Origin of the sequence: Synechococcus sp. UW179A (assembly GCF_900473965.1) — a bacterium.
Classification (GTDB): Bacteria; Cyanobacteriota; Cyanobacteriia; order PCC-6307; family Cyanobiaceae; genus Synechococcus_C.
On the sequence record NZ_UCNJ01000023.1, the window covers coordinates 1 to 17310 of the forward strand.

The following is a 17310-nucleotide window of genomic DNA, read 5'->3' on the forward strand; positions in this document are numbered from 1 at the left end:
CAATACCGCGACTCTGCAGATAGAAGAGCTGGTCTTCTGAAATGCGGCAGGTACTTGCCTCATGCTCGATTGCTGATTCTGGCTGCTGGGAGCGGATATAGGGATAGGTATTGGCTGCGGCCTGATCGCCGATCAACATGGAATCGCATTGGCTGTAGTTGCGTGCTCCTTTAGCCGATGGTCCGATCTGCACCAGTCCGCGGTAACTGTTACTGGAATTTCCCGCACTGATCCCCTTGCTAACGATCGTGGAACGGGTTCGGGCACCGATGTGAACCATCTTTGTGCCGGTGTCGGCCTGCTGTTTGTTGTTGGTGAGAGCCACGGAATAAAACTCACCGACGGAATCGGCTCCCTGCAGTAGACAACTGGGGTATTTCCAGGTGAGTGCCGAGCCGGTCTCCACCTGGGTCCAACTGATGCGGCTGCGAGCGCCGCGACAATGACCACGTTTGGTCACGAAGTTGTAGATGCCGCCAACGCCGTTCTCATCACCGGCATACCAATTCTGAACAGTGGAGTACTTGATGGAGGCGTCATCAAGCGTCACCAGTTCAACCACGGCGGCATGCAGCTGGTTGGTATCAAACATCGGGGCAGTGCAGCCCTCGAGGTAACTAACTGAAGCACCTTCTTCCGCCACGATCAGGGTGCGTTCGAACTGCCCCGTGTCTCCGGAGTTAATCCGGAAATAGGTAGAGAGTTCCATCGGGCACTCGACTCCCTTGGGAATGAACACAAAGGAGCCGTCGCTGAAAACCGCAGAGTTGAGCGCCGCAAAGTAATTGTCGTTACTGGGCACCACTGAACCGAGGTAACGCTCAATCAACTCGGGATGTTCTTTGACAGCCTCACTGAAGGAGCAGAACACGACACCATGCTCTGCGAGTTTTTCTTTATAGGTGGTGGCTATCGAAACACTGTCAAAAACAGCATCGACGGCGACATTGCTCAAGCGTTTCTGTTCGCTTAAGGGAATCCCAAGCTTGTCAAAAGTTTCGAGAAGCTTGGGATCCACTTCATCGAGTGAGCTTTTTTTGACCTGCTGTTTAGGAGCTGCGTAATAAACGATGTCCTGATAATCGATCGGCTCGTAACCCAGTTCAGCCCAGTCGGGCTCATCGAGAGTGAGCCAGTGCCTGTAAGCCTTGAGTCGGAACTTGAGAAGGAACTCAGGCTCTTCTTTTTTGCTGGAAATCAGTCGGACGATTTCCTCACTGAGACCCTTGGAAATCTTTTCAGTCTCAATATCCGTAACAAAGCCGTACTTGTACGGCTGGCTGACGAGATCCTGCGTGGAGGCGGATGTCATATGGTCCGACCTGCCAAGGCGTGAATTGTTTCCGTGGTGACGGTCTGGTGCTCCCCACGAAAAGGGCTGTCTTCAGTCAGGAACAGCATGCAGTGGCATTCTTTGCGCTCGCGCATCGGCACACATGGACAGTTCCAGAACGCTTGGGAAACCTCTGCTTTTTTGTCCTCGTAGTGCCGACATGGGCAGAGTGCTCCGCCCAGTTCATCTTTGTGACGGGCGAGCCCCTTCAGGACAACAGCAGTGACACCACGGTCACTACAGAAATAGGTATCGGTGCGCTTTGCATAGACCTCGGCAAATTTGCGGATGACTTCCAGGCTCTCCGAGGTTGGCTCTCGATTGCCGGCAAGGGCATCAGTCATGGCGGCGGACGTTGGCAAGAATGTCGAAGCCAGGGGGATACGAAACAAAATGGTTTCGTATTTGGAGCCTAAAGCACGGATCCATTACCCGACCATGTGACCATTGTGACGGACGTTGGTTCTAGCGGGGAAACCCTGCCGTCGCGGCGCTACCCGACAGCACTGGCCCGACTGGCGCCGCGATCGTCCGGATTGAGCTGAAATCACCACGTCAGTCAGGACTGCTTGCAAGGGCAGTTGATACACGCAACTCTCAAGCCAGAGCCTGAATTTGCATCAATTCATGCACGCCGCAGTGTCCCCCACAGGCACTCGCCAACCGGATTCACTGCAACTGATGAAGAGGAACCATCTCGGCTGGACATTGCACTGACGAGATCTGGTTCTGAGTTCGTTCTCGATGTCTCAGCGGGCATGGCCCAAGGCAGTTGATGCATTCCCGTGGCATGGTGAAATCATCAACCTGATCTCATGGGCGCGTCGGCTCAGGCTCCCACTCGTGAAGCGACCCTCACCTTGCTCCTGCGGCAGGGTGAGATTAGTGCTGCTGATCTGGCGAGCGAACTGGGAATCTCGGTTCAGGCGATGCGCCGTCATCTGCGCACATTGGAAGATGAAGGACTGGTGGAAGCGAGTCCCATCACTGCTGGGCCTGGCCGGCCCTCCAACCAATGGAGACTCACTCAGCAAGGTCATCAACACTTTCCTGATGGCAGTGACACCTTTGCGCTGAATCTGCTCGAGTCGATGGCTAAAAGCCTGCCACCGGAGACCCTGGCAACGCTGCTCGACCGACAGGCCCATGAGAAAGCACACCATTACAGGCACCAGCTCGGCGATGGGCCTCTCGAGCAGCGCATCCGCAGGTTGGTGAGTCTGCGCAGCCACGAGGGATACGTCAGCGAAATGGTTCCGGCTGAGAATGGGCACGGCTGGTGCATCAATGAATTTCATTGCTCTGTGCAGAGGATTGCGGAGGAATTCCCAACTGTCTGCGACCAGGAACTTCGGCTGATCCGAATGACATTCCCTGACTGTCAGGTGGAGAGAGTGCACTGGCGGCTGGAATCAGGACATTCCTGCGGTTTTCAGATCAGTCCGTCGAGCACAACGTCCAACGAATCCAAACCAGGATTCAGCACGTGAGCGTGGATCCATCGCCGGCTTCAGGCCCGCTGGACAGGCAGCAGATCGAACGCATCGACGCCACGCTTCTGCCCGCCGTGGACCGCCACCTTCTGCGGCTGCAGGCCCACTGCCTGGCGACGTTTCAGCAAATCGCCATGCCGCTTCAACAAGGACCTTTGCCAACGCGGGATCACTGGCAGAACTGGTGTGAACACCAGCCTCAGCTGGCCAATGACGCGGAATTCCGGGAACAACTCATGATGCAATTCACCGTGATTGCAAGCCAGCTTGAGGAACTCGCCAGGCAGCTGCAGATGACCCCACTCGAGCTGAAGCTCAACGATTTGATCCAACACGCTGAAGTCAATAGCCGGCATCGCTTGTCGAACTCGGAGTGAACAAATCGCTACTCACCCGCTGAAGATCGCAAACCGATCGCTGTGCTGCGATCATCCAGAACAGACCGTCCACAGCCAATGACCCTGGACATCCCCGACGCGCCGACATTCTTCCGACTGAGCTGCGGAAGCTGGCGGTCGCAACGGAGCGTGCATCACCTCTTGCATCGCCGCAGCGAAGCGGGGGGATCGCTGATCGTTGTCGAAGACCTCAAACGCAACGATCAACGCTTGCTGTCCATGGCCAAGCAGCACGACAAAGATCCTGGCCTGATCATTGGAGGCAGCTATGTGCGCTGGAGCGCCTCGATGGCCTGGGACCGCGATGGCGATGCCCATGATGGTGAAACCTGCTTCGCTTTGATCGGAGACAGTGAGACCGCGCGCTCCGGCACCATGCTCCGGGATCAGGGCTATGCAGAAAAAGCGCCTGCAACGTCGACCTTTGATATGGACGACAGGGATGGACTGATCCTCTGCACGAGCTACGAAATGATGACCGTCTGGGAACGCTTCAGTTTCTCCGGCCCAGATGTGCGCATTCGTTCCAGCACCGTTGAAGGACTGTCCAACAACGCGTCCTTCTGCGTGGAGACCAGACTCAAAAACGACAGCTCATCTGCCGGCTGCCAAGGGATGACAGCGCTCGTATCACCCTTCGGCTGGTGAGTGTCCTCTGTTACGGACTGTGAGTAGGCGGGAGACAGTTGGGAAGTGTGTTGACTCCCACTTATACGATCCAGCCAGTGTGTTCCGACTCGAGTGGCGATTCCTCTTCTTCAGTACGCACCGACGACGCAGAACAATCGCGTCGCTGCTCTCAGTGTTGCTTCTGAAGAGAGCCAGCGTTCCCTTCAGATGGACATCTCTATGGACGCTGACAACATCAACACGGTGATCGAATCGGCTTACCGCCAGATCTTCTTTCACGCGTTCAAGAGTGACCGCGATAGCTTCCTCGAATCACAACTGCGTGATGGCCAGATCACTGTTCGTGACTTCATCCGCGGATTGTGTCTCTCGGACACCTTTAAAAGGACGTTCTACGGCTTCAATTCGAATTACAAGGTGGTTCGTCACCTCGTTCAGAAAATTCTGGGACGCAAAACCCACGGTCGTTCTGAGGAAATCTCTTGGTCGATCGTGATCGCGACCAAGGGTGTCGAAGGCATCGTGGATGCCCTTCTTGACAGCGAGGAATATCTCGAAGCCTTTGGCTACGACAGCGTTCCCTTTCAACGCAATCGCGTGCTTCCAGGCAGGGAGCTCGGCGAGACCCCCTTCAATATCACCACCCCACGCTACGACGAGTACTACCGGGGAATTCTGGGTTTCCCCAAGATCATCTACACCGGCAAAGCCAAAAGCCTCCCGGCACGTGCCAGGCGCTCCCGAGGTGGATTCAGCGAAGATTATCTGCCGTGGGTCAGAGGCATCGCTGCCGCAGGCTCAGCCGCTCCCGAGGGCAATCTCGAAATGGACTACCTCTCGAAAGTTCCCTACCGCAGCATCGGCCGCTGAATCGCTTCCTCAGTCCGAGATGTTTAAGCGGAGTCCCCAGTGGGGCTCCGCTTTTTTACGTGCTGCATCAGAGCTGAAACGGATGCGGTCTGGGCAGCTCATGCAGTCAGAAGATGCTGACCACGGGCGATCAAGCTCCCTGAAAACCGGTCCTTTCCAGCAAACTGATCCCAAAGAAACCCGGTAGCCCGACCGTGACGCAAGCCATCACATCCCTCGCCCGCATGACCCTGCGTCAGCTGCGTCAGATGGCCAGTGATCTTGGCGTTACTCTCTACAGCCGCAAAAGCAAGGAAGACCTGGTTTCCGCAATTGCCGAAAAACAAGAGCGTCGTGGCGGCGATCTCGAAGCCATCGAAGCGGAATTGAATCCACCGTCGCGCCCCCAGTCCGAGACCCGTGTAGTTTTCCTGCCAAGAGACCCCCAGTGGGCCTATGTGTTCTGGGAAATCTCAGACAACGACCGTCGCCGTGCTCAAGGCGAAGGCGCTGCGCACCTCAATCTTCGTCTGGCTGATGTAACGGGCCTCCAGGACGGCTCGGCCCATCCACACACCCTTCAGGAAGTTCCTGTCGACAGTCACAGCACCGAGTGGTACTTGCCAGTGCCTCTCTGTGATCGCGACTATCGCGTTGAACTTGGCTTCCGCTCTGGCAGCCAATGGATCTCCCTCGCGTTCTCGTCTGTCGCCAGGGTGCCTGCCTTGCACCCCAGCGACCAGATCCTTGATCAGTTCGTGCCCTTCAGCCTCGAAACCGCTACTCCTTCACCGGCTCCAGTCAGCACACCCAGCTTCGAGCCCAGCGACAGCGGCTTGCATGAGCGCCTCTACCAAAGCGCAACCACCCACTTCCGCAGCCGCCGAGTCGGATCAGAGGTTCTGCATGAACAGGACACGGCAGGAGATCAGCGAGGTCTCAGTGATTCCGGGGCTGGCTTGTGGGCCAGCGGCCTCAATGAGTCCGGTCTCGGAGGAGTGGCTCCTCGGCAACGCACCTTCTGGCTGGTGGCTGATGCAGAGCTGATTGTTTACGGCGCCACTGATCCTTCCGCGCGCCTCACTATTGGCGGTGAAGAGGTGCCTCTCTCCAGCGACGGAACGTTCCGCATTCAGGTTCCCTTCCGTGACGGTGAGCAGATGTATGCCGTTGAAGCGACCGCTGCGGATGGTGAGCAGAAGCGCAACATCACGCTCAACTTCGAGCGTGTCACCCCAGAAGACAACAGCAACCCTGCCAGCGAAGCCAAAGCCGAGTGGTTCTGATCCTGTGGGAGTGAACCGGAAAGCCCTGCGCTGGATTGTGGCCATCACACCTGTTGCAGGGGCTGTGGCATTCCCGATTCTTGTGCCCCTCACGATGGCAAAAGTAGGGATCGGCGCTGGTGTTGGCGTAGCACTCGTTCTCAGCAGCCTCTGGTTTGTGGGAATGCTGAAAACCTCTGAAATGCCTCACTGAGGGATTCACCCGTAAAGAGGTGGAACACTTGCAGCAACCGAAAAGCAGTGGGTGCTGGACAGGCTGCGCACAGCGATTCAAAAACTTGCCGTCCTGCCTCTACTGACACCGGTGCTGCTCAGCTGCAGTCAAGCGGGCCAGATCGTTGGAAGAGGCGAACATGAATTGCCTTTGCCTAAGACCATCCAGCTGCACTTCAATCATCGGGACTCCAGGCGCTACCAAGATCCCCGAACAGGCCAGTGGCGAAACGGCGACAACCTTGAAGAGCAATTGATCGGGCAGATCAATGCGGCCAAGCAGGAAGTCTTGATGGCCATTCAGGAACTCACACTTCCTCAGATCTCCAAGGCACTGATTCGCGCCAAGAAGCGTGGAGTGCACGTGAGGGTGGTGCTGGAAAACAACTACAGCAGGCCCTGGACGGAACAGCATCCCAGCGATCTATCAACTCATAGCAGGCGGCGCCATCAGCAGCTGCAACTACTGGCGGACAGCAATCGCGACGGCAGGCTGACCGCTGAAGAACGTTTGGCTGGTGATGCGATTGCGCTGCTGAGAAGCGGAGGGATACCGATGGTCGATGACACTGAAGACGGAAGCCGAGGCAGTGGCCTGATGCATCACAAATTTCTGGTGGTGGATCGATCTCTGGTGATCACCGGCAGTGCCAACTTCACCAGCTCAGGGATGCATGGTGATGCAGCAGCACCACGAAGCCGGGGCAATGTGAATCATCTGCTCAGCATCAGAAGCGCCGAACTGGCTGGGTTATTCCGAGAAGAATTTGAGCAAATGTGGGGCGATGGACCCGGAGGGCGCGAGGACAGTCGGTTTGGGCGCAACAAAAACAGCTCAGAATTACAAGCAGTTCAAGTCAGTGGCATAAAAATTGAGGTGCTGTTCACTCCGCACTCAAGACAAAGTCCAGAACATGGACTGGACTTGATCGCTGAGCAGCTGACTAAAGCGAAGAAGGGTATTGATATGGCTCTGTTCGTGTTTTCAGCCCAGACACTCACAGATGTTCTGGCTGAAAGAATCAAGACCGGCGTTGCAGTTCGGCTGCTAGCAGACCCGAGTTTCGCCAGCCGCTCCTTTTCCGAAGTGCTGGATCTTCTCGGATTGGAACTGCCAGACCGCTTTTGCAAACTTGAAGCAGGCAATCAACCCCTCAAAACGCCATTACAAACCGTCGGATCACCGCGCCTCGCACGCGGGGACAAGCTGCACCATAAGTTCGCGGTGATCGACAACAAAACGGTGATCACTGGTTCCTTCAACTGGAGCCCCGCCGCCGCCCACACCAACGACGAAACTCTGCTGGTGATTCACTCACCCATGCTTGCTGCCCATTTCACTCGTGAGATGAATCGGATGTGGCGAAGTGCTGAGCTGGGGATCACGCCGCACATTCAACGCAAGCTGGATCGGCAGAAACTCCGATGTGGAGATGGTTTGGAGAGGTGATGAGCGAGTGGAGAGAGCGAAGAGTGGCTTGAGAGGTGGCTTAGTGAGCGACTAGAAAACACCTCAATGACCATAAGATCGACTCCGAGCAGCAGCGATGATACTCAGTGGATCAAAAGACCATTCAGGAGCTCTCATCCACTGGACGCCACCAGGAGTGCCTACAGGCTTGCCAACAGCTTCTCCAGAGCGAACCCGAAAACTCATTTCCCTGGAAATACGCAGGTAAATCACTCCTTGCCCTAGGGCAATTTGAAAAAGCACAACAATGCCTAACAAAAGCTCATCAGCTCAACAACAAAGATCCTGAGACCCTCAAAGATATCGGCAACATTTTCAATGCCCTCCAAAATGACGCAGAAGCAATAAGGCTCTATAAAGCAGCTCTTTCAATCGACCAGAATTACGCACCAGCTATCAACAATCTTGGGTTAATCGCTAAGCGACAGGGCAGCCTCACCGCAGCAGAGCAGTTAATCAAAAGAGCTTGTGACCTAGACCGATCATTCGCCCCTTATTACATAAATCTGGGCGGCATCTACAAAGATCTCGGCAACCTCGACCAGGCTCTTGCCTCCACTCTCAAATCACTCGAGCTCAAACCTGATAACCCCACTGCCCTCATGAACCTGGGCATCATCTACAAAGATCTCGGCAACCTTGATCAGGCTCTTGCTTCCACTCTCAAATCCAAAGAACTCAAACCTGATAACCCAGATGCCCACATGAACCTGGGCGGCATCTACAAAGATCTCGGCAACCTCGACCAGGCTCTTGCCTCCACTCTCAAATCACTCGAGCTCAAACCTGATAACCCCACTGCCCTCATGAACCTGGGCATCATCTACAAAGATCTCGGCAACCTTGATCAGGCTCTTGCTTCCACTCTCAAATCCAAAGAACTCAAACCTGATAACCCAGATGCCCACATGAACCTGGGCGGCATCTACAAAGATCTCGGCAACCTCGACCAGGCTCTTGCCTCCACTCTCAAATCACTCGAGCTCAAACCTGATAACCCCACTGCCCTCATGAACCTGGGCATCATCTACAAAGATCTCGGCAACCTTGATCAGGCTCTTGCTTCCACTCTCAAATCACTAGAACTCAAGCCTGATAATCCTGGCGCTGTCAGCAATCTCAATACCTTCATTGACCAGCTGAACATAAGCCCATCCAATGCCCATAACGTAACACGAGCATATGAGTTACTTCTAAACCAGACGGACATATCACACCAAAAGCTATCACAAATATTCCTACAGACATTTCTCCCAACAATCCAGAAAGCATCGGCATCGGATCCGATTATCTCCAACGAAAATCAGTCTTTAAAGGCATTAGCTGCCGACTGGAGATTTCTCAAATCCCTGAGCTTAATGGTTCCTCCAGTCTCAGAGGCTGAAGGATTTTTTACCAGACTAAGGAAGGAGCTCCTAGCCCTGACAATTCAGATGGGCACAGTTCCAGAACAACTCAGGCGTTTAACGAAATCCCTAGCAGCGCAATGCTTTCTCAACGAATATGTTTATACGTCATCACAAGAAGAGGATGACTCTATAGCCCAGCTCATTGAGGCAGCAGCTCACAACCAGGAAAACACCAACCGCCATCTTGCGATCATAGGTTGCTACAAAGCGATTTATACAACAGGCATAAGCACAGAATTCATCAATAACTACCCCACCCCAGATGACAGTAGCAAAGAACTAATTACAGCTCAATTCAAAGAACCGCTCCTGGAGCAAGAGATCAAGACTTCCTTACAAGAAAAACGGAATGTTAGCGACACAATCTCCCAGCAAGTTCAAGCAATGTACCAGGAGAGCCCATATCCAAGATTCAAATTTGCTGACTACACATCTAGTAAATTAGCAAAGCCAATATTAAAAGCCGTTGAACTAGAAACGTCTAGAAAAGACCTATCTTTTTCAGAAGAATTAAAGTCACTAACTGCCGCACCAAAAGTCCTCATAGCCGGCTGCGGCACTGGCAATCAGGTTATCAATGCTAGCCGTTATAAAAATGCTCAAATCACAGCAATTGATCTCAGCAGTAGCAGCCTGGCATACGCAAGCAGAAAGACAAATGAATATGAGATGAATAACGTGACCTTCAAACAAATGGATCTTCTCAATGTCACCCAGCTTGGCGACATATTCGACATTATTGAATGTAGCGGTGTTCTTCACCACATGGAGAATCCATCTAAAGGTTTATCAGCACTGCTTCAACAACTTAAACCTGGTGGATACATCAAGCTCGGACTCTATAGCGAAATTGCCCGTAAGGTCATCGTGGAAGCACGTGAGACAATTAAAACGTTAAAGATTGACAGCACCCCAGAAGAGATTAGAAGATTCAGGAAGCAAGTTCTTGACGGAGAAATCAATGAAATCCTGGATCTTCCTAAATTCGGAAGAGATTTTTATTCACTTTCAGAATGCCGAGATCTTTGCTTCCATGTTCAGGAACATCGCTTCACAACAGATTCACTCAAAAAACTCTTGGATTCTCATGGTCTGACTTTTTGCGGATTCATAGTGACAGAGCAAATTAAGAAGATCTACCAAGAACAATATCCAGAAGACATTGATATGACTTCATTGCCTAACTGGGGAAAATTCGAGGAAAAATGTCTTTCAACCTTCACAGGTATGTATCAATTCTGGGCACACAAGCCATCCTAAGATATAATTTTAAAGGGGCAATTATACGCACGAGCCAAGCTGAAACCAAGTCAACACGAGTGCTTCATGCTTTAAAAGTAACTTCATCTGAAGCCTCTCTTCTTCTCTGAGGCATAAAACATTGCCGTTACCTCATTGAGGATAAGATCTACTGATCCATAACGAGAGTTCTTTCTCAACATCTCCTTGAAAAGAGCCTCACTCTTCTTATCTAGTTTGATATTCATCGTCTTGGAAAGTGCTTGAAGTAGAAGTTTTCCATTGCCACCTTGTAGCAACCAGACCTTGTCAATCTGGTCTTACGTATCAACGCTTCCTCCATCTGACGAAAAGCATTTACTTCTCGTCGATTGAAGGAGACATTAGTAGAGGGGGTCTTAGTGATATACATAGTTTTTGAAAAGAAAAGATAGTGATGTCAGTTGATCATGGATCAAACCAAACTCAAGAGGGTGAAGCCTCAGACAACAAGCGCGCTTTACTTCTAGAAAGCATTTGAATCTATTTATATGATTTCAACCTTGAAACCAATCACTTTTGAATCAAAAAGCCCTCCAAAGCGGTCTCAAACGAACTTAAAGCGGAAGCAGTGCGGAATCAAAGCTAATTAGCCAAGATTCAATCGATTCATGCTTAAAAGAGTCTTGAGTCTGAATTTCCTATATCTTCACCACTATGTATAAGAGTTTTCAGTCAGAAACTGTTGTGCGTAGCCTACAGTCATATTCAACTGAGGTTTGTTTCGTGGGAATAAGTACTACTGGTGCTCATCACTAAGGATCCTTCGATTACCCCTATAGAGATGTCTCGGTAGATGCCGTGACCTCCAGAGAGCATCAGAAATACCCATCTGAGGTGGAAGGCGAGTAACCCTTTCCTCATGCTCACAAGCATCAATGGGCTCTTGTGGGGGCACCTCTAAGACCTCTTGGGTGGGCAGCAGCAGGTGAGCTGCATTCTCCCTCACGAAGTCCAGCAAGGTCGTTGCTGTGCCACAGCGATGGCACTTAAAGCGCCATCGACCTGGAGATCCTTTCTCAGGATGGAGATACCCCTTATGGACGCAACCAGGGGCATGACTGTCGTGTTGGCAGTAGGGGCATCGAAAGCGATACACCCCACTGTCTGTCTTTCTCCATCCCAGTTGCTGCAAGGTCACTGAGAGACCCTGCAGCAGTTGCTCTGGGGAGTGCATGAGACCTCAGATCAAAGACCGAGCTTTGCCTTCAATCGCTTGTACTCGTCAACATCAGCCTGAGAAGGGACAGCATCCAGATAGTTAGAAATGGCTTCCTCCACATCTTCCTGATCACCATCACTCCAAGTGACACTTAGAAAGTCAGGATTCCAACCATCACCAATTCCTGCATAATCGCTTTCGATCAATGAATCGAACAGGGTGTTGCACTCCAATTCCTTTAATTCCGCCTCAGAGACAAAATTAACGCTCTCCCATTTGCTTTTCGGCTGAAAGTCGGGATTGGTCGTCCAAACTTCCATCTTGCCAGTAGTGTTGCAAGGGAAAGGATTATTGGCTTCAAGGATCTCATTCAAAATAAGCGGATTAACGTATTGATCCTCAGGTAGAATGATGCATCCGCTATCACACTCAGATGCCATCGACAGCACATAGAAAGTTTCAAAATTTGATTCATAATTGGACTTAGATTTAGGCTTGATCTGCATAATTAAAGATAAGTAGGTGGATGTGGTTTTTCTCGGTGTTTCTCACCGCTTGGGTTTAGAGACGGCTTATCGTCTTCGCCAGAGCGCATATGCAGTGGCGTGTATTTTATTTTCAAATCGTAGAGGAGGCGTCCTGCCCTCGTTTCGATACACATATTATACGGCGCACAGAAGTCAAGACTGCCTGGGGCAAGACACTTTATATTTACCTCATGTTTAGACAAAATAACTGCTCAAAAAAGCCAGTGACACCAATCATTCTGCTGCAGAAAATCAGGAAGCCCAAGACCCCTGATATAGCCCCAAAAAGTGGCACATATACTGCCTTATAAGCCAGCAGAAGCGCCCTCCAGGAGGGAGGACTAATCGAATCATTAGCGGCTCATCTTTTCTCGCTCACACGCCTGCTGATGTCTTCTGAAAATCTTGGCTGAATACAAACCAAGGACACCCTCCATAGAGCAGGCGATGACTTCTCCGCAATGAGGGCATCTGAATTTCTCCCTCCTTTCCTCAATCCACTGGTCTTTGCTCTGGCTCACCATGTCGGCACCATCACTCGCCCTGTGGGCTTGGCATAGGTCCTGAGCAGCTCCTCAGTGCGATGTCCTGCCACTGCTGCCAAATCAGCGGGGCTATTCCCAAGTGCAAGGGCATGACTCAGAAACGAATGCCGCTGGGCATACAGACGCCGTGGAGTCAGCCCCACCCGTTTCTGACTTCTCTTCCAGAGCTTCTCTAATCCTGAGTCATACAGATGCCCATGGGTCCGTGGGGTCACAAACACCAAGCCATTCTTTGTGTTCAGACCCAGGCACTGCATCGTCTTTTGGTACTGCCTGAGCACCAAGACGACCTGCTGACTCAACGGCACCACGCGTGCCTTGCCTGTCTTGGTGCCTGACCACAGTCTTTGATGCGTAGCAGTGCCATCTCGCCTCAACGACTTACTGATCAGTAGCTCCCCTTCATCCAGGCGCACAGAGTCCCAGGTCAGACCAATCACTTCTGCATTCCTGAGCCCTGTGGTCAACCACAGAGCAAAGCAGGGGTAAAACCACTCCTCATTGCTTCTGAGATCGTCCAGCACCTTCTTGATCTCATCCTTACTAAGTACTTCCTCTTCCACTGACCTTGCTGGCACCTTCACCTGGACCAACCGCAATGCCTTATTGCCTGGCTGCACAGATTGAATCGTGCTGAGGAGCGTGGACTGGGTGGATGCCGCCAAACCCTCTGCCTTCATCCATGCAAGAAAGCGATCAACCTCGGCTTTGGTCCTGATCGGCAAGCCAAACCGCTTCACCACCCGATAGGCATGCGTGACCCTTGCCTGCCTCTTCTCCTCTGACAGGTGCCTAAGTGCATCGAGCAAATCCTGGTCTCGCCCCTCCACCAGTGGGCAGTATCGATTCAGGGATAGGTCCAAATCCCCCTGCTGGGCATCCCGCCAGATCTCAGCGCAGATGGCTTGTGCCCTGGCTTGGGCGACTGGATCTTCAAAACGACCAAGGCGATTGATGAAATGGTCCCGCCCATCGAGCCTCAACCTGACTTGGAGAGCACCGTTGTTGTCCCTCACCCTCGGCGGCTTCTTCAACATCCCTCTCCCTTGCATGGGAGTCGGGCTTAGGGCTGACACCTCTAAAAAGCCAAGCCAGATCAACAGACTTAGTAGCTCTTCTTAGCCGAATGGAGTCTCAACGCAAGATCCAGTGCCCTTTTGGCTTGGGTTCTGGCTTATGGAGTCAGGAGAGTCCTGAGCGTCCCTGAGCGATTCCTTCAAAACCACTGCAAGAACTGGATGTCGGCACCCCACGCCTCGCACGCGGAGACAAGCTCCACCACAAGTTCGCCGTGATCGACAACAAAACAGTGATCACAGGCAGCTTCAACTGGTCACCAGCTGCGGCTCACACCAATGATGAAACCCTGCTGATGATTCACTCACCCAAACTCGCTTTTCACTTCACTCGAGAGATGAATCGGATGTGGCGCAGCGCTGAGCTGGGGATAACGCCACGAATCCAACGCAAACTGGAGGTGCAACGAGCCAAATGCGGAACAGGGCTGGAGAGGGACTGAGAGTAGCTCGAGCAGTAGCTTAAACATGGATCAAGAATGGTTCAAAAGCCGTAAATTGCTACGGAGGCGGCATGTGAGCACTCAGTGGATCAAAAGACCATTCAGGACCTCTCATTGTCCGGGCGCCATCAAGAGTGCCTCCAGGCATCCCAGCAACTTCTTCAGACCGAGCCACAGAATCCGTTTCCATGGAAATACGCAGGCAAATCTTTTCTAGCCCTAGGACAATTCGAAAAGGCTAAACAATGCCTATTAAAATCTCATGAGCTCGACAATAAAGACCCTGAGACCATCAAAGATATCGGCAATATTTTCAATGCTCTCAAAAATGATACGGAAGCGATAAAACTCTATAAAGCTGCTTTGTCCATCGACAAGAATTACACACCAGCAATCAACAATTTAGGGTTGATCGCGAAACGACAGGGCAATCTTGCCGCTGCAGAGCAGTTAATCAAAAGAGCTTGCGATCTTGATCAATCCTTCGCCCCATATCACATAAATCTGGGCGGGATCTACAAAGACATCGGCAATCTTGATCAGGCACTTGCCTCTACTCTTCAGTCGCTAAAGCTCATGCCTGATAACCCCGAAGCCCACATGAACCTGGGCAGTATCTACCAAGATCTCGGCAACCTTGATCAAGCTCTTACCTCCACTCTTCAATCCCTAAAGCTCAAGCCTGACAACCCAACTGCCCAAATGAATCTGGGGAGTATCTACAAAGATCTCGGTAATCTTGATCAGGCTCTTACCTCCACTCACAAATCACTAGATCTCCAACCTGATAATCCCAATACCCTCATCAACCTGGGCGGCATTTACAAAGATCTCGGCAATTTTGATCAGGCTCTTGCCTACACTCTTCAATCCCTAAAGCTCAAGCCTGATAACCCCGAAGCCCACATGAACCTGGGCAGTATCTACCAAGATCTCGGCAACCTTGATCAAGCTCTTACCTCCACTCTTCAATCCCTAAAGCTCAAGCCTAATAACCCCGATGCCCTCATGAACTTAGGCAGCTTGTACAAAGATCTCGGCAATCTTGATCAAGCACTTGCCTCCACTCTTCAATCCCTGAAGCTCAAGCCTGATAATCCCGATACCCTCATCAACTTGGGCGGCATTTACAAAGATCTCGGCAATCTTGATCAAGCACTTGCCTCCACTCTTCAATCCCTAAAGCTCAAACCTAATAACCCCGATGCCCTCATGAACTTAGGCAGCATGTACAAAGATCTCGGCAATCTTGATCAAGCCCTTACATCCACTCTTCAATCCCTAGAACTCAAACCTGATAATCCCACTGCCCATATGAATCTGGGGAGCATCTACAAAGACCTAGGAAACCTTGATCAGGCTGTTGCCTCCACTCGTAAATCCCTGGAGATCGAGCCTGGTGCACCAAAGGCGTTGTATTCACTAGGAACAATCACGATAGCACAAGGGGAGATTCAAGAAGCCAGAAAATACTTACTAAATTCTATTAAAAACAACTCTCAGGAATATGGAGCATATTTTGAATTAAGCAAAATGCTGAAAACGGCAGAAGAAGCTAGAGAGCTAGTCAACGTTATTAATTCAGCAAAGTCAGCGAAAGAAATCCCTCAAAACAAATGCCTTATCGAGTTTGCAATATCAAACTGCTTACACAAAGCAGAACATTATGACGAGGCAGCCAAACACCTCAAATTAGCAAATGAAAACAAATTAATGGTATTCCCATCTGACATCAAAACTCTAACGCAATTAATTACGACTAGCCTCTCACGCTTCGATCCCAAGGGAGCAAGGAATGTCAGTATCAATAGCGGCAAGGATAGGATTTTTATTGTTGGCATGCCAAGAAGCGGCTCCACCCTATTAGAAACAATATTGAGCATGAGTCCAAAGGTTAAAGATCTTGGAGAAAGCAACTCTCTGATAAAGGCAATTACAAAAATGCAACAGCATGAAGGGGACACATCTGACAACCAAAATCTCAACGAGCTGTACTCACAATTTGAGCCGATCAATACCACTCTGCATAAATACACAACTGACAAGCAATTGTATAACTTTATCTACATCAACCAAATCGCTACCCATATGCCTGGAGCCAAAATCATTCATTGCCAAAGAAATCCAATGGATAATATTCTATCGATGTACAGAAGCAATCTGAGGGCTGGAAATAACTACACAGCAAGCCTAGAAGATTCGGCGACAGTTCTTAATGCTCAGGAACAAGCCATGCAACTCCAGAAAAAAAGATATCCTGGGAAAATATTCACATTTAATTATGACCAATTTGTCAAAGCACCTGAGCAGAATTTGTCCAAACTTCTAGAATGGTTAGGCCTAGAATTTGACGAAAGCTATCTTCACCCAGAGAAATGCACAAGAAGCGTAAATACAGCCAGTGCCACTCAAGCAAGGAAACCCATCAGCAACAAATCTGTAGGTGGTTGGAAAAACTATAAAGACCTACTCAAACCCGCCCAGAAAATTTTAGAAGAATGCGGAATTAAAATAGAGTAAATCAGGGAATACCCATCCAGAAATATTATAAAGACCCTCAGATCGATTTTCTATTATTACAAGCCTTCAACAAAAACCTCCCGTCCACCGCCTCTGATGAGCAGTAAATCAGCAGTCCATTATTTATAACTGTATCTACCGATTCACAACAAAAGTTCTTTATGAGCGTCTACATTAGAAGTACCTCGTCCTTTTTATCCGGCTTTATGTTCAAGATCTTGAGCAGTGCTTAAAGAAAAAATCTTTAATTGCCACCTTGTAACAACCAGACTTTGTCAGGCTTGTCATACGCATCAGGGCTTACTCTGTCTGATGAAAGGCTTTCACTTTTCGTCAATTGAAAAAGACAATTGCAAAGGAAGTCCAAGTGATCTACTTAGTTGTTAAAAGAAAAGATGCTGACGCTGCTGAGTTACTAATCAAACTAAACTAAACAGAATGAAACCTCATGCGACAAGCATTATGAACTTCTTGAAAGCAGTTAAATCTACGCATACATTCTCAATTGTAAAACCAATTACTATTAAACCAAAAGCTCTCAATAGCAGAAAAAAAAGCACTTAACGAGGAAGAGACGCGGGAACAAAGCTTATAAACGAAAATCCAGTGAATCCATATTCTAAGGAATCCTGAGTCTGAATTTCTCCCACCTTTCTTCAATCCACTGAGAATTGCTC

The 17310-nt window shown here is 50.5% G+C and carries 14 protein-coding genes and 1 pseudogene; 10 read left to right on the forward strand and 5 right to left on the reverse strand.

Features of this window, described 5'->3' with window-relative positions; genetic code table 11:
- Together sufB and DXY31_RS10700 are read right to left on the reverse strand one after the other, a co-directional pair.
- Positions 1–1312, reverse strand: a 1312-nt coding sequence (gene sufB, locus DXY31_RS10695; RefSeq protein ID WP_114993768.1) for a Fe-S cluster assembly protein SufB, incomplete at its 3' end; no start/stop codon positions are given.
- The gene (locus tag DXY31_RS10700) at positions 1309–1677 is read right to left on the reverse strand and encodes a ferredoxin-thioredoxin reductase catalytic domain-containing protein (RefSeq protein ID WP_114993769.1); all 369 of its coding nucleotides are present in this window, start codon (positions 1675–1677) and stop codon (positions 1309–1311) included. The genes DXY31_RS10700 and sufB, both read right to left, overlap by 4 nt.
- Positions 1678–2148: 471 nt before the next feature.
- Here DXY31_RS10700 and sufR point away from each other — a divergent pair, with 471 nt between their 5' ends.
- The 8 genes from sufR to DXY31_RS10745 all read left to right on the forward strand — a co-directional run bounded on the left by sufR (position 2149) and on the right by DXY31_RS10745 (position 10342).
- Positions 2149–2823 (forward strand): iron-sulfur cluster biosynthesis transcriptional regulator SufR, encoded by a 675-nt coding sequence (gene sufR, locus DXY31_RS10710; protein ID WP_114993771.1) that lies wholly within the window; start codon positions 2149–2151, stop codon positions 2821–2823.
- A complete protein-coding gene (locus DXY31_RS10715) occupies positions 2820–3203 on the forward strand; it encodes a hypothetical protein (RefSeq protein WP_244279706.1) in 384 nt (127 codons plus the stop codon). The genes sufR and DXY31_RS10715 overlap by 4 nt, the downstream gene beginning before the upstream one ends.
- A gap of 78 nt (positions 3204–3281) precedes the next feature.
- Positions 3282–3872 carry a phycobiliprotein lyase gene (locus DXY31_RS10720; protein ID WP_114993772.1) on the forward strand — a complete coding sequence of 197 codons (591 nt, stop codon included), beginning with the start codon at positions 3282–3284 and terminating at the stop codon, positions 3870–3872.
- Between the two features lie 93 nt (positions 3873–3965).
- Positions 3966–4724 (forward strand): phycobilisome rod-core linker polypeptide, encoded by a 759-nt coding sequence (locus tag DXY31_RS10725; RefSeq protein WP_114993773.1) that lies wholly within the window; start codon positions 3966–3968, stop codon positions 4722–4724.
- A 194-nt stretch (positions 4725–4918) separates the two neighbouring features.
- Positions 4919–5989, forward strand: coding sequence for a DUF4912 domain-containing protein (locus tag DXY31_RS10730; protein WP_114993774.1), 1071 nt, complete (start codon positions 4919–4921; stop codon positions 5987–5989).
- Positions 5990–5999: 10 nt separating this feature from the next.
- The gene (locus DXY31_RS10735; protein ID WP_114993790.1) at positions 6000–6182 is read left to right on the forward strand and encodes a hypothetical protein; all 183 of its coding nucleotides are present in this window, start codon (positions 6000–6002) and stop codon (positions 6180–6182) included.
- Between the two features lie 51 nt (positions 6183–6233).
- The gene (locus tag DXY31_RS10740; protein WP_371639348.1) at positions 6234–7652 is read left to right on the forward strand and encodes a phospholipase D-like domain-containing protein; all 1419 of its coding nucleotides are present in this window, start codon (positions 6234–6236) and stop codon (positions 7650–7652) included.
- Between the two features lie 107 nt (positions 7653–7759).
- Positions 7760–10342 carry a class I SAM-dependent methyltransferase gene (locus DXY31_RS10745; RefSeq protein ID WP_114993775.1) on the forward strand — a complete coding sequence of 861 codons (2583 nt, stop codon included), beginning with the start codon at positions 7760–7762 and terminating at the stop codon, positions 10340–10342.
- 757 nt (positions 10343–11099) lie between these two features.
- On the opposite strand, the gene DXY31_RS16475 is transcribed toward DXY31_RS10745, so the two are convergent.
- From DXY31_RS16475 to DXY31_RS10760, 3 genes are all read right to left on the reverse strand, one after another.
- On the reverse strand, positions 11100–11537 hold the full coding sequence (locus tag DXY31_RS16475) for a hypothetical protein (protein WP_137024964.1): 438 nt from the start codon (positions 11535–11537) through the stop codon (positions 11100–11102).
- A gap of 11 nt (positions 11538–11548) precedes the next feature.
- Entirely contained in the window at positions 11549–12028 is a 480-nt protein-coding gene (locus tag DXY31_RS10755) for a hypothetical protein (RefSeq protein ID WP_137024965.1), read from the reverse strand.
- 538 nt (positions 12029–12566) lie between these two features.
- Positions 12567–13631: a site-specific integrase gene (locus tag DXY31_RS10760; protein WP_170953675.1), complete on the reverse strand. Its 1065-nt coding sequence runs from the start codon at positions 13629–13631 to the stop codon at positions 12567–12569.
- 203 nt (positions 13632–13834) lie between these two features.
- Between DXY31_RS10760 and DXY31_RS10765 the strand changes: the two are divergent.
- Positions 13835–14113, forward strand: a pseudogene (locus DXY31_RS10765) (phospholipase D-like domain-containing protein); the annotation flags it as partial.
- An 84-nt stretch (positions 14114–14197) separates the two neighbouring features.
- Positions 14198–16633, forward strand: a complete 2436-nt coding sequence (locus DXY31_RS10770; protein WP_114993778.1) for a tetratricopeptide repeat-containing sulfotransferase family protein — start codon at positions 14198–14200, stop codon at positions 16631–16633.
- Positions 16634–17310: the final 677 nt, after the last annotated feature.